At 68.4% G+C, this 14,239-nt stretch carries 8 protein-coding genes and 1 pseudogene; 7 read left to right on the top strand and 2 right to left on the bottom strand.

The genetic code is table 11. From position 1 onward, the window contains the following. The first annotated feature begins 112 nt into the window (after nucleotides 1-112). From A4R44_RS30990 to A4R44_RS31005, 5 genes and pseudogenes are all read left to right on the top strand, one after another. Nucleotides 113-3,178, top strand: coding sequence for an amino acid adenylation domain-containing protein (locus tag A4R44_RS30990; protein WP_232791856.1), 3,066 nt, complete (start codon nucleotides 113-115; stop codon nucleotides 3,176-3,178). A gap of 351 nt (nucleotides 3,179-3,529) precedes the next feature. Further along, on the top strand, nucleotides 3,530-4,192 hold the full coding sequence (locus A4R44_RS30995) for a hypothetical protein (protein ID WP_067588570.1): 663 nt from the start codon (nucleotides 3,530-3,532) through the stop codon (nucleotides 4,190-4,192). A 36-nt stretch (nucleotides 4,193-4,228) separates the two neighbouring features. Next, nucleotides 4,229-4,363 (top strand): annotated as a pseudogene (locus tag A4R44_RS52685) (NAD(P)-binding protein); the annotation flags it as partial. Between the two features lie 779 nt (nucleotides 4,364-5,142). Beyond that, complete coding sequence (locus tag A4R44_RS31000; protein WP_157905048.1) at nucleotides 5,143-5,919, top strand: HisA/HisF-related TIM barrel protein; 777 nt, start codon at nucleotides 5,143-5,145, stop codon at nucleotides 5,917-5,919. Between the two features lie 7 nt (nucleotides 5,920-5,926). Further along, complete coding sequence (locus A4R44_RS31005) at nucleotides 5,927-6,895, top strand: zinc-dependent alcohol dehydrogenase family protein (protein ID WP_067588572.1); 969 nt, start codon at nucleotides 5,927-5,929, stop codon at nucleotides 6,893-6,895. A 567-nt stretch (nucleotides 6,896-7,462) separates the two neighbouring features. Here A4R44_RS31005 and A4R44_RS31010 read toward each other — a convergent pair. Together A4R44_RS31010 and A4R44_RS31015 are read right to left on the bottom strand one after the other, a co-directional pair. Beyond that, nucleotides 7,463-7,912 carry an ester cyclase gene (locus A4R44_RS31010; RefSeq protein ID WP_095213735.1) on the bottom strand — a complete coding sequence of 150 codons (450 nt, stop codon included), beginning with the start codon at nucleotides 7,910-7,912 and terminating at the stop codon, nucleotides 7,463-7,465. Then, entirely contained in the window at nucleotides 7,909-9,321 is a 1,413-nt protein-coding gene (locus A4R44_RS31015; RefSeq protein ID WP_157905049.1) for an NAD(P)/FAD-dependent oxidoreductase, read from the bottom strand. Before A4R44_RS31015 ends, A4R44_RS31010 begins: the two co-directional genes overlap by 4 nt. 1,254 nt (nucleotides 9,322-10,575) lie before the next feature. Between A4R44_RS31015 and A4R44_RS31025 the strand changes: the two genes are divergently transcribed. Next, on the top strand, nucleotides 10,576-11,916 hold the full coding sequence (locus A4R44_RS31025; RefSeq protein WP_067588581.1) for an acyltransferase domain-containing protein: 1,341 nt from the start codon (nucleotides 10,576-10,578) through the stop codon (nucleotides 11,914-11,916). Then, a partial coding sequence (locus A4R44_RS49395) for an SDR family oxidoreductase (protein ID WP_198545493.1) occupies nucleotides 11,913-14,239 on the top strand: 2,327 nt, incomplete at its 3' end. The genes A4R44_RS31025 and A4R44_RS49395, both read left to right, overlap by 4 nt.

Here is a 14,239-nt window from a genome sequence, read left to right on the forward strand (position 1 = left end):
GGAAAGGGACGGTAAATACGGCGAAGTTCGGGATTTCTACGAGATGCAGCCTCCACTTCCGCGGACTCCGCGAAGTCAGCGACAGGATCGGGAAAGTAGCAAGGGAACGGAAATGGGGAGAAGATCGATTTTGACCGGGCCGGGCGCAGGATCGGAACATGCTCGGCAAGTCCTTGGAGCGGACGGCTTGCAGGCCGGTAGCGTCGTGGAATCCTTTGTTCGATGGGCCGCGGCGCGTCCCAGCGCAGTAGCGGCACAAGACGGCGCTGACTACCTGACATACGGTGAGCTCGCCCGTCGGGCAGCAGTCGTCGCCGAGCGGCTCCGGCGGATAGGGGTGGAGCCGGGGGATCGGGTGGCGTTACTTCACCCCCGGTGTCTGGATGCCCTGGTAGCTATGGTCGGCGTCTTGTACGCGGGCGCTGTCTACGTGCCGTTGGACCCTGCCTGTCCGCGCCAGCGGCTGCAGAGGATGGCCGAAGACGCAGACGTGAGCGTGGTGATCGCGCCAGCGGAGGTCACGTGCGGGATCAAAGGCCTGCGCGCGGTGATGCCTCAGCCGCCGCCATCGGAGACGGTCAGCCGTGTCGAGGATGTACGGACCGGGGGCGACGATCCCGCATGCATCATGTTCACTTCAGGCTCGACCGGCCGGGCGAAGCCCGTTCTGGTGCCTCATCGCGCCATCCTCCGCCTAGTGATTGACGCCGACTACGCCACCTTCGATCCGGACGACAGGGTGATGGCGGGGGCGCCCCTGGCATTCGACGCGTCGACCGTCGAGATCTGGGCCGCGCTGCTCAACGGCGCCCGCGCCGTGCTGATCGGTCCCGAGACTCTCCTGTCACCACCGGCGCTCCGCGAATTCATCAACAGCACTGGCATCACGGTCTTGTTCTTAGCCACGGCCCTTTTCCATCAGCTGGCGCGCACCCACCCGGGCACGCTTGAGGGCGTCGGGCAGGTCGTGGTCGGCGGTGACAGGCTCGATCCTGACATGTGCAGGCGAGTCCTGCGGACAGGGGCCCCGGGCCGCCTGGTCAACGGTTACGGGCCAACGGAGAACACGGTGATCTCCACCGCGTATCTCATCGAGGACGTACCCGAGGGTGCCGCGAGCGTGCCTATCGGTCGGGCGATCAACGGGTCCTCGTGTGTCGTTCTGCGCAGTGACGGGACTGTCGCGGACGTCGGCGAGACAGGGGAGCTCTATGTCGGAGGACAGGGGCTTGCGCTTGGCTACTACGGCGACCCCGCCCTCACCGCCGAGAAGTTCGTCCGCAAGACAGTCGACGGCCACTATCCGACACTTCTCTACCGCACAGGTGACTACGTCAAAGTTCTCCCCGATGGCGTTCTCGACTTCACCGGACGACGGGACCGGCAGGTCAAGATCCGGGGTTTCCGCGTCGAGCTGACCGAGGTCGAGGCGGCCCTGCGCGCCCACCCCGCCGTCGGCGAGGCAGTCGCCACGGCGGAGGCCGACGGGGGGCACAAACGGCTGGTCGCCTACGTGACGCCGAGTCACGCTGGGGGCACGATGCCCCCGGGGTCCGACCTCCGCGCCGAGATGGCCGCGCGGCTGCCGGACCACCTGCTTCCCGCAGCGATCACCGTGCTCGACCGTTTGCCGCTGAGCCCACGCGGGAAGCTTGACACGACGCGGCTCCCCCGGCGCTCCACCGCCACCGATGTGCCCGTCCCGGGCGAGATGGCGGCAATCGCCGCCCTGTGGAGTGATGTCCTCAAGGTCCCCGACGTACGGCCCGGCGACGACTTCTTCGCACTTGGCGGAGACTCCTTGCTGGCCGCGCAGGTGGTCCTGCGGGCGCAGGCGGCGCTCGGGATCCCCGTCGAGCACGCGAGCGGGCTGCTGCGCGGCATGCTGGACCGGCCGACACTGCGCGGTTTCAGTGCGCTGGCCGCTGAGGCCGGGACCCGCCAGGACTCCCCGCCTGCCGTCGACTTCGACTGCGAAACCCGGCTGGGACTGTCGTGTCCTGGGCCGCCAGCGGCTCCGCCCCCAGATCCGGGCGGCCCGTCTCACGTCTTGTTGACCGGGGCGACCGGTTTCGTCGGAGCGTACCTACTGGAGCGGCTGCTGACTGAGACGCGTGCCCATGTCCACTGCGCGGTCAGAGCGCGCGACAGAGTTCACGCCAGACGGCGGATCAGGAACAACCTCCGCCGCTTCGGGCTAGACACAACACGATTCCCCGGAGCCCGGGTCAGCGCCCTCCCAACCAACCTGGCCGACCCGCGGCTGGGCCTGAGCGAGTCGGCACACACGGAACTGGCGGGATGTGTGGACCTGATCGTGCACGCGGCCGCGCACGTGAACTTCCTCTACCCCTACGAAAGCCTCAAGTCCGCCAATGTGACCACGACGAGGCGGCTGATCGAGCTCGCGGCGCGTCGGCGCGTACCCATCCACTACCTCTCCACTATCGGCGTCCTCGCCGGCATCGGCAGTTCCGGCGTCCAGCACATCACCGAAGACCTGCCCCTGCCACACCCTGACCGCCTTTCCATGGGATACCTGGAGACCAAATGGGTGTCCGAGCGGCTTCTTCAGCGGGCTTCGGAGTCGGTGGGCATCCCTGTGTCGATCCACCGCCCGCACGAAATCGCGGGAGCCCTGGGCACAGGAGCCTGGAACAGCGCGACCGCGCTCCCAGCGATGTTCAAGATGATCGCCGAAACCGGCCTCGCACCTGATATCGACCTGCCCCTCGACCTCGTCCCCGTCGACCGGCTGGCCGCCGCCGTCATCCACATCGCGACGGCGCCCCCCGCGGCGCGCCTGAGGGTGTACCACCTCGCCAACCCCCGCCCGGCGCTGCTGACCACGATGGTCGACCGGATTCGGCACGCCGGTTTCGATATCCGCGAGCTGCCCTATGGCCGCTGGGCGGAGGAGTTCGCCCGCTTCGCTGAACGGCATCCCGAGCACCCGTTCTCCCCGTTCCTCCCCCTTTTTCCCGGCTACCGCGGCAAAACCCGCCCCACCGTCTACGACCTTCATATCCGCCACGCCTTCCCCCGCTTCAGCCGCGCCAACAGCGAAAGGGCGCTCGCCGGCAGCACGGTGGCGTTCCCGCCGGTCACCGACGAACTCCTTGACCTGTACCTGGACTATTTCCACACATCGGGCTTCATTCGGCGGCCGGCTGGCTAGGACGGGCCACACCATGGCAGAGGACGGGCTCCATCGAAGCCTGGACCGAGCCCACCAGCACAGCGGCCTGCCCCGCCGCCGGCCGCGTCACGAGGTCCGGATTCTGCCGATGCGCTGCCGGATGGGGCCGCGATCGCACCACGGCGGCCGTCCGCAGGCCGGGAGGTCTTCCCTGCACAGCGATCTCGTCGCAGATCCCAATCGGCGGCCGGGTCGCCAAGCGGGGCTCAGCGCGGCGAACCTCCTCAAGCCATCCAGCGGCGATCCGACGGCAGCCACACCCGCAGGCCCGGAGCGCTCCGATCCCGCGAACGACCAGATCAAACCCGTACCCGAAAGGCAGGGACCACAATGACCCCGCAAGTGAAGGCGGCCGAACTCGTCGACCGGCTCAGCGCGCTGCGAGCCGAGAAGCCGGTAGGGAACGCCGTCCTGGACGAGTTGGCCAAGGGCCGCCTGACCGTAGACCACCTACGCGGCCTCGTCCTCTCCGAAGCCCAGGCGCACGAGGCCGAGCTGGTGTTCTACGGCATGGGAATGGCCAGGTATCCCCACCGGCCCGCTGTCCAGCTCTTCACCCGGTTGGCCGAGCTCGTCGCCAACGCCACGCCCAAGCTGACAGCCTGCGCGCACGCGCTCGGATTGACCGACGCCCAGCTGCGGCGACGGGTGCCCGACCCGCGGATCCACGCGTTCAACGGATGCGCGTCGTGGATCGCGGCGCGCGGCAGCCAGACCTGCATGGCACTGGCCATGCACACCGACATGACCGTGTATTTCCGGGACTGCCTCAAGCTGGTGGCAGGCATCCGAGAATCCTCCCTCACGGTGCCGGAGGAGGTCATCAGCTACTACGAGGGAACGGCGGAGGATGAGCTGCTGTCCCTGGCGCTGGACGTTGTGGACGACGGCCTCAAACGCGGTGACGACCCGGACGACGCGGTCTTCTCAGCCCGGCTGCTGGAAGCGAACATCGGAGAGGTCTGGCGATCCGCGGTCGAGTCCTGGGCATAGGCGCCACTCGATCATCTGAGGACGGAGGTGGCGATCATGCGTGTCGGCATCGTGGGAGCGGGAATGGCGGGCCGCGCCACCGCATGGCTTGCCGACGGGGAGTGCGATGCGGTCCTCGTCGAGGCCCGCCACCGTGTGGGCGGGAACGCGCGCGTCGGTCGCCGGGCAGATCAACGGTTCGATCAGGACCTTCGACCTGGGCGCCCAGGAGATCGCCACCGCCTGCTGGCCCTTGCACGCAGCCCTGCTGACCGAACGGGGCTTCGGCGAGCGGCGCCAAGTCGACGTCCGCTCGTCCCACACCGTGATGGTGGACCCGGATTCCCTTCCCCTGTTGCTGGGAGCCCGACGCGGCCGTCCCGCGTCGATCGGGCACGGCCCGGCGCGGGAGCCGCTGCGGCTGTTCCCGCGCCGGGAGGCGGAGCCGCCTTCCGGGGGGTGTCCCTTTCGGCGAGATCGTCGAGCGCCGACCGGTGGATCCGGAGGCCAAGGAGCACGTGCTGTACGCGCTGCCAGCCAGCCTCTTCGGCTGATCGACAGCAACGGCGCGGACGCTGGCCGCGCAGATCGTGTTGGCCTGCCTCCGCGACGTCGCCGGCGACGCGGAAGGGCGCGCACGGGGCGGGACAGGCTGGCGTGGTCGACCACCAACCTGACCAGCCAGGCGCGGCCGGTCAGAGGCGACCATGTGGTACGGGCCGACATATGGCGTCGATGTCTTCAAGAGCCACAGCACCCATCGTTCCCGACCTCACCGGCGTGTCTTGGCCACGGGCGCCTTTCACACGCTGCCGCCCACTCCGGCGGTTTTCTGAGCCAGCCATTACACCGCTGGCTGGGGCGGCCGAGAGGACACGATCCGGCCCGCCGTCGAAGCGGCTCGCCGCATCGACCCGCCAGTCCCCGCCTGCGCCGCCTCGCCGCACCACAATCGAACCGGGAGGATTGCCGTGTCAGTCAACCGTGCACAGCGCCTGCTCAACCAATTGGTCCCCTGCGTGGACATCAGCACGGGGCGTTGCACCGATCCCGCTGGCATCCCGGATCTCGCCGACCCGCTCGACCCGGTCGAGGTTGTCTCGGCGTACGTCTCAGCGGGCGCTCGACAAGTCTTCCTCGACATCGTCGACCCGTGGGACCAGCTCGACGACGCGGTGAAGGTGATCACCGGCGTGGCCGCCACGGCGGCGGACGTCTTCGTGTCACTGGACCACGGTCGCCTGTCCTCCGTTGAGTCTTGCGGACTGCTCCTGGACGCCGGCGCCGCCGCAGTCTCAGTCAACACCAGTGTCGTCACCAACCCGAGAACCGTGGCGGCGGCCGCCGGCCGATTCGGTGCCAAGCGGATGATGGGCGCCGTCAACGCCAGAACCTCGGACGGCGGCCCGAGGTGGACGGCCTACATCAACGGCGGCAGGACCTCCACTGGCATCGACGCCGTGTCATTCGGACGCACACTGTCCAAACTCGGCGTCGGCATGGTTCTCGCCAACGGCGCCGACCGCGAGGGAACCGGACGAGGTTTCGACCATGCCCTCACTCGTGCGATGGCCAGCGCCACAAGGCTGCCCGTCATCGCGTCGGGCGGCGCCAAGACGATTGGGCACCTCCGGGAGGCCGTCACCGACGGCGGCGCAACGTTCGTGCTCGCGAACAAGATGCTGCACTCCGGTTCCGTGCTGGCCGCCGACATCGAATACAGCCAGCCGCGGATGACGCGGCGCTGAGCTCGCCATGCGCAGCGTCGTGTTCACCCGCACCGGCCCACCACCGTGCGTGGTCACCGTCGTCGACCGGCCCCGGCCACACCCTGACGACGGGGAGGTCCTGGTCAGGCTCCGGGCGCGTCCGATCAACCCGTCCGACGAGCTGTTCATCCAAGGGCGCTACGGGCGCGCGCCAGACCTGCCCGCCGTGCCGGGATTCGAGGGCGCCGGAACGATCGAGGAGACCAGGGCCGCGGGCCGGCGCGCGGGTCAACGTGTGGCGGTCTCAGCGATCGGCACCTGGCAGGAGTACATCGCCGTGCCGGAGGAGGAGGCGATCCCAGTACCAGACTGGCTGGCAGACGAACTCGCCTGCCAACTCACCATCAATCCCCTCACTGCCCTCCTGCTGGTCCGGCAGCTCGCGTTGCGCCCCGGCCAATGGCTGCTGATCACCGCTGCCGCGTCGGCACTGTCGCGAATGGTCCTCCACCTCGCACACCGCAACGGTATCCGCTGCGTATGCGTGGTCCGAAACGCCCGTCACTCCGACGCACTCACCCGCGCTGGCGCGGAAACTGTGGTCAACCTCGCCTCGGAGTCGCTCGCCGACCGAGTGCGAGAGGTGACCGGCGGACTCGGCCTGCACGGCGCGCTCGACGCCGTGGGCGGGCACACCGGCAACGCCGCGGTCCGCTGCGTCCGACCCGGTGGCCAGATAATCGTCTACGGGATGCTCGACGGCGGCGCGATCAACGTCACGCCGCACGAACTCGTGTTCGCCGACATCACCGTCCGCGGATTCTGGTTGCCCCGCCACCTCGATCGTCTCACCGCCAACGCCCGCGCGGAACTCACCGAACACGCCGTCGGCCTACTCGGCACAACGGGATTCACACCACGAATCGCGGCAACCTACCGACTCCACGAGGTCAGACAAGCACTGGAGCACGTCCGCAGGTACGACCGCCATGGCAAGGTCCTCCTCACCGGCTGACGGCCAGGATACCTGTTTGCCTGTCGTCACTCATGAATTTCGACGCTGCCTCAAAGCTGGCTGAGATGAGCTAGTGCTCTGATTCGTTGATCGTTGATTATCTGAGTACAGCAGCGGCCCGGGCTCTCCCGATCCGAAGAACGCCAGCATCCCGCCCGAGTCATCTCCCGCACGAGAGTAAAGGAAACGATTCCCTGCTCCATCTCACGCGCGACGCAGGGAAAGCGCAGCCCATGGGTTGCGTGGAACGAACGCCTCGCCTAGCCATTCGGGATAGCCAGGTGAGGCGTTTCGAGGGGTGTGTAAGCTGCATAGTCGGGGGCCTGAGCGGACCTCGCCGCCGTCTGCGAGCCGGACAACCAGGTGCGGCGGTGTTCGGCGTCGCGTGCCAGAGCCGCCAGCTCCGGCGACGTAAACACCGGTGGCCACCTGTTGGGAGCGCCGACAACCAGTCCGTCGGACTCGTCGCGCATGGCTGTGCAGTCGGTCGCCGCGTCTCGATGCCCTAGCACCCAGCAGCAATCGCTGACAGCCTTCGGTCTTTTTCAGCGGCGCAAGACCGTGCGGTCATTCGGCTGGCAGGCGACCGACCTGCTGCAGCAACGTCACCGCGTTGAACATGCCGCGCCCCCGAACCACGAGGCCGTTTCGGCACTCCAGGAACTCGGCCGCGTCCAGGTTGACCGGACGGCCTGTCGCCTCCAGGTCAAGCGGCTCAAACAAACCTGTGTGGACGGCCCTGATCTGCCACCAGCGAGCCACCGCCGCCCCATCGCTTGCGGTGTAGGTGCGACGCACTTTCACCTCCCAGGGCGAGAAAGCTCGCCTGAGCTGGCCAATCCATTCGGCGAACCGATCGAATCCGCGGAGCGGATCCGGGACGGAGTCGTCATCATAACGAAGCTCTTCCGCGCACAGCGGCCGGAATCTCTCCGGATCGAGTGCTTTCCATGCGATCGACCATTCGTCCGGCACTGGCCCAGCCACATTCGACAGCAACGACTCTTCCACAGTCATGCTCCATCTCTGTTGTGGGCGACCGCACAGAAATCGTCACGATCAGCTGAACTTGTCCTTTCGACGGCCTGCTGACCGGGCAGCAGCACGCGCCGCAGCAGCCTCGGCGACAGCAACGCCCCCGGCCGCTCCTCCATCGCCAGCACCCGGAAGTATGCCCGCGTGACAACCGGGTCGACGGTCGCGGCGGCGGCGACGTGCGCGACGTACCGCTGCCGCATCTTGGTATCGAACCGCGCTCGCGGACCCTCGGTAGTGGGGTAGCGCAAATCCTCGCCCGTGGCGATCAACCAGGGAACCGCAGTCGGCGCCGCGACAGCCCGCTGAATGGCGCGAGACAATCTCCTCCTCTCGCGTGGACCTCCCGCACGGACGACCCGCGACAACTCCACCGCGGAGAGCGCCGCCGTGGTCAAGCCCTGCCCGTACACCGGGTTGAAACAGCACAAGGCGTCGCCGACGACAGCGAACCCCGCTGGCCAGCGTGCCCGACGACTGTAGTCGTACCGCTCATTGGCCATATTGCGAAATCCGACTGGCGTCGACAGCGGTGTCGCGCAGACAAGCGCCTCGTACATGGCTGGGCTTCCCAGGTTGCGCGCGAACTCGAGAAAGCTGTCCTCATCGGACGGAGGGGCATGGTTGGCGACCCCGCCGAGAGTGGCTATCCAACGTCCGCCGTCGATCGGCATGATCGCACCCGCATGCGGGTCTTGGCTGCTCGCTTGGATGTACAGCCCGTTCCACTCCGATTCGATGTCCTCCGGCGGCGAATAGTAGCGGCTGGCGTAACCGAAATGAGATTCATAACGAATCTTTCCCGGCACAGCACAGCCCGCGCCGCGCAGCCATTCCGATGCACGCGAACCTCGCCCGGTAGCATCGATGACGAATCCCGCTTCCAGTGGTTCGCCGGCATGTCCTCCCCCGGCACCCCGATTCCTGACCTCCACGCCCCGGACCGAGCGGCCGTCATGTTCCGCGTGAAGCCCCACGACCTCGCGTCCGTACCACAACCGCACCCCTGGGTGTGCTGCCACTCTGCGCCGGACCACCGCATCGATCAGTTCACGACTGCTGCTGAGAAAGCGCGCAGCTCGGATCCGGGGAAACCTGCCGAACGGGCCGTGCCAGGCAACGTCCGCCGGCGCATCGAGGATCCTCGCCCCGCTCTCAAGCAGTTCGGCACAGGCCCCGGGAAGCAATGTTTCCAGCGCCCGCAAGCCACGGTGCCAGAAGATATGCACATGCCGGGAATGGGGAACACCCCGCCGGAACGCCGGTTGCCGCGCCGGCGCCTGGTCGCGCTCGACAACGGTCACTCGCTTGAACCGGTCGGCCAGCGCCCGAGCGGCCAGCAGACCGGCCATGCTCCCGCCGATCACGACCGCATGGTCCTCCTCGGCCACGGACTCCACCTCCACCTCCACAGGATCATCCCCGGCGAATCGCGGTCATCCGTTCGGGCTTCGGACGCTTTCCTCTTCCGGCAGCATCCGCGGAACACCTGCGAAGGGATTGCTACCGTGACAACGGCCGATCACGACGGGGTTCTCGGCGGGTGCCCCGTACCCGAGTACAGGAGCAACCATAGGTCCGGGCGTCGACGTGCCCCTCTCTCGCGAGAGTCCGGCTGATCTCATGACAACCTGCTCCCGCTCACTGGCTGGATCGATCGGTCGTCCGCCGTCGATCCGGCGCAGCTCCTCCAGGCGGATACAGCGCCACGTTGAACGAACTCGCCATCATCCTTCGCCGTCCACGGCCGAGAAGCGATCCTCGGATATGCCAGTGATCTTCTCCCGCGGGTTGGCTGCCGATCCGCCAAGGAACGACTCCGCCAACCGCGGCGACCTGGAGACCCGCTTGGCTTCCACAGCAACCGCCTTCCACCGAGACGAGCTGGCCGTGATCGTGCCCGGCCCTCCGGAAACCGGCGGTTCGTTCGCGCGCTCTCCGATGGGCTGAATCCAGTACATCGCCCGCACCGACCTGCCGCAAGCAGGCATCCGCCGATCTCTTGTTGAAAGTCGCGCAATGTTGAACGCTCAGCCCGGAACCACCGGTCTGTTGGCTGTTGTCCGCGGGGAATGAGGGATCGGTCGCCTGATTGAAGGCGGCACCGGGACGAACCCGAGCGTTAAGGTGCATCGACTGACCATTTCGCCGCGCAGTGAATTGGTCGCTCCGGACGACGTGGTGTCGTGGGCCTGGGCTCCGCTCACCGGCAGGTCTGCGGCTACTCCAGCCAAGGTGCCGCGGTCGGCCGGGTGAAAAGGAAAAACCGGTGCCCGCCGATCCCGATCGCCTCGACCGCCGCCCGTGGCACCGGTCCGGCGAGGACAAGACGGCGCTGTCCTGGCTGGGACATGTTCCATCACACGGAACATCGGCTTGTCGCGGCCCGGGACCCACGCGAAGCTGAAGGCGGAATTCGATCGGCGACGTGCCCGCAAAGGACCTGAAGCAGTTTGCCGGCGAGAAGTCCCGATCGGGCCGGAGTCCGGCTTGCGGAGATTTCGCTGAAAGTCGCTCGTGCCGCTGGGCCTGAGGCCGCGGAAGCACCTGCGAGCGAACGGATTTTCCGTGGTGCTACGGGATCGATGACGCTCCGGGCAGCAGACCCGCTGGGAGACTCCTGCGGATGGCGAGGGAAGGTTTCGATGCGACCCGACACTGTGCTGCTTTTCCCCGGTCAGGGAGGGTACGTTCCCGGCGCGCTGCATACGCTGATCGACGGTGTGCCATCGGCTGGGGCTCAGCTTGCGCTCATCGATTCGGTGAGCCGCGGAAGCGGTCTCCCGCCGGTGTCGTCTTTGCTGACCGATCCGGCTTCTCCGTCACTTGGCGAATTGGTGCGGGAACGCACGGAGCGGCTCGATCTCGTGCTGTTCGCGAGCGCGATCGCCAATGACCGCGTACTGCACGAAATCGGCCTGCGGGCGGATATTCTGCTGGGACACAGTTTCGGAGAACTGGCGGCGCTGACCGTGTCCGGGGCGCTCTCGGTGGCGGACGCCGCACGGCTGGCGGGTGCCAGGGCGCGCGCACTGCGGGAGACGCGGCCGGCCGGCGGCATGGCCGCGCTCGCGATCGACGCGCGACGCGCCGAGCACCTCGCCGGTTATGTCGACCGGCGCGGCCTGACGGTGGCCGTCGACAACGGGCCAGAGCAGTGCGTCATTTCCGGCGGCGAACGTTCGCTCGCGGAACTGGAACGGGTCGCACGTGCGATCGACGTTTCCTTCGCTCGGCTTCCCGCCGCGTATCCGTTCCACAGCCGCTTGATGCGGGGGCACGCCGCCGCGATCGAAGATCTCATGGATCACATCGACCTCTCGCTGCCGCAGATTCCGGTGTACTCGTGCATTCTCGGGCACTACATCGATTCGATCGAGGACATCCGGTCGCTTCTCACAAGCCATCTCGCCCGGCCCGTGCGGTTCTACGACGGTCTGCTGCGAGTGCACCGCGACGGCGGCCGCGCGTTCGTCGAAGTCGGAAATGCGAGCGTCCTGACCCCAGTGGCGCGGCGATGCCTGCCGCCCGGCACCATCATCCTGACCGCGCCTGCGGACCGCGACGACGCCGTTTCCGCGCTGCGAGAAGGCGGTGTGCCGCTGGCCGCGGCCGGTCCAGCCCAGCCGCCGCCGAACGAGGATGACCGCGCGGCCACCGCCCCGCCGCCCGCGGACGTGTCGTTTCCGGACCAGGACCGCGAAGAGCCGGGGTGGCCAGGTTCGCGCGCGGAACTTTTGGGAGAGCTGCGAGCGATCTACGCGCGCCTGCTCGACGTGCCCGAGGATCTGCTCAGCGACGACGTCGACCTCGAGGCGGACCTGGGGGTCGACTCCATCAAACAGGCGGAGTCGTTCGCGCACCTGCAACGTCGCTACCGCCTGGACGACCTGCCCGGCGGCGCGCGGGTGACCTCCTACACAACACTGCCGCAGATCGCCGGCCTGGTCGAGGACCTCGGCAAGCCGTTTCGAGCACGCTCGTGACCGGCGACCTGACCGGAAAGGTCTCGCTCGTCACCGGCGGGGCGAAAGGGGTCGGCCGCGCGATCAGCCGGCTGCTCGCCGGGCGCGGCGCACACGTGATCGTCAATTGCTTCCACTCCGATTCTTCGGCGGAGGACACCGTCTCCGAGATCCTCGGTCTGGGCGGATCCGCGGAAGCGGTGAAGGCATCGGTAAGCGGGCGGGAATCCGTCGCGGCGATGTTCGCCGGCATCCGGGAACGGCATGGCGGGCTCGATCTCCTGTTCAACAACGCCGCACGCGGGATCGGCCGCATCGGGGAGCTGCGGGACGAGGACTGGGCCAAGGCGATCGAGGTCAACCTGCACGGCAGCAGATGGTGTGCCGAGCAGGCCGCGCTCTTGATGCGCGGAAGGCCCGGCGCCGCCATCGTCAACGTGTCTGCCATCGGCGCGGGCTGGGTGATGCCCGGCTACGCCGCGGGCGGAGTCGCGAAAGCCGCGGTGGAGGCGTTGACCCGCTACCTCGCAGTCGATCTCGCACCGCTGGGCATCCGCGTCAACGCCGCATCGGCAAGCCTCGTCGACAGCCCCACCGCCGCGAAGTTCGCCGACGGCGCGGCGTTGTCGGCGACAGTGGCCGCTTCGACCCCGCTCAGACGACTCGCGACCGAAAACGATCTCGCCGAGCTGGCGTTGTTCCTCGCCTCCGACCGAGCGTCATTCATCACCGGGCAGACGGTGCTGGCCGACGGCGGGCTGACCCTCGCCTCCGCAGCGCTTTCGGCCCCGGGCAGCCCGAGGCGCGCGCAGGCGTATCGCCGGGACGACGCCGACGCGTCGCCGATTGCCGCGTCCGGCGCCGGATCTGACGCGGACGATCCGGCGCAGGCCGTCGCTGTGGTCGGTGCCGGGCTCGCGGTGCCGGGGGCCAGCAGCCCGGAGGAATTCTGGGATCTGCTGCGCCGTCCTTCGGCCATGTTCACCGAGCCCGGGCAGCGGTTCGCCATCGAGAACTTCTGGGCGGCCGACCCGGACGCCCCGGACCGGACGTATTCCCGCGTCGCGGGCTACCTCCACGGCTTCCTCCCGCATCGGCGGCTGCGGGAAGAAGAGGACGAGCACGGAGTGATCCCGGACGAGGCGACCCGGTGGCTGCGGCACAGCATCCTGCAAGCAGGCGAAGGGATCGCGGTCGACGAGACGCGCCGGTGCGCGGTGTACGTCGGAGCCTGGCCCGGCGGCAGTCAGAGTCTCGCCGAGCGGATCGTCGCCGAGTCGATCGCCGCGGAGGCGGCCAGAGTCGCGCCGGGAGAAGCGGCCCTGGTCCGGGAATGGCTGCTCCGGCGCTACCCCCGGGGGCGTGCCGGAGTTCCCGCCCTTCCCGAGGAGATGCTCGACCGGGCGACCGCCGGGCTCGGCGTCCGGCTGGCCGACGCGATGGTCGTCGATACGGCCTGTTCGTCGTCGCTGTACGCAGTCGATCTCGGAGTCAAGGCTTTGCTGGACAGTACCTGCGACGTCGCCTATTGCGGCGGGACGCACGCACTCGACCCGACCGCGACGGTGATGTTCGCGAAGCTTCGCGGGCTCGCGCCGGACGGACGTGTGCGGTCGTTCGACACTGCGGCGGACGGGACTCTGTTCAGCGACGGCGCCGGGGTGGTGGCGCTCAAGCGATACGCCGACGCGCTGGCCGACGGCGACCCGGTGCTCGGGATCCTGGCCGGCTTCGGCGCGGCCGCCGACGGGAAGGGAAAGTCCATCGCCGCGCCCAATCCGGACGGGCAGCGGCTGACCATCGCCCGAGCACGGGCCGTGAACGGGCTCGGGGCGGACGAGGTGGACTGGGTCGTCGCCCACGCCACCGGCACCGCCGCCGGCGACCAGGCGGAACTGGCAGCGCTGGGGTCGCTCTCCTCCGGCGGGCGGCTGCTCTGCAGTTCCAGCAAATCGGTCGTCGGCCACACCGGGTGGGCAGCGGGAACCGTCTCGCTCATCCACGGTCTCCTCGCCCTCCGGCACGAACGAATCCCGGCGCAGTTCGGGCTCGAGCGAGCGCATCCGGACGTCGCCGACGGCCCGCTGGACATCCCGGCCGGCGGTTGCGTCCCGTTCCCGGCGCGTCCCGGGTCGCCCCGCACGGTCGGAATCTCGGCATTCGGCTTCGGTGGCACAAACGGGCATCTGCTGGTGACCGACCGGGCGGCGGCAGAGCAGGGCGGCAGTGCACGGCGGTCGGCTCCACCGGTGCGAGGCGGCGAAATAGTGCTTGTCGGCTGGAGCGCCCATCTGCCGGGCGCCCCGGATCGTGCCTCGGTGCTGGCGTGGCTGCGGGGTCGGCC

This window comes from Amycolatopsis sp. M39 (assembly GCF_001651785.1).
Lineage (GTDB): Bacteria > Actinomycetota > Actinomycetes > Mycobacteriales > Pseudonocardiaceae > Amycolatopsis > Amycolatopsis rubida.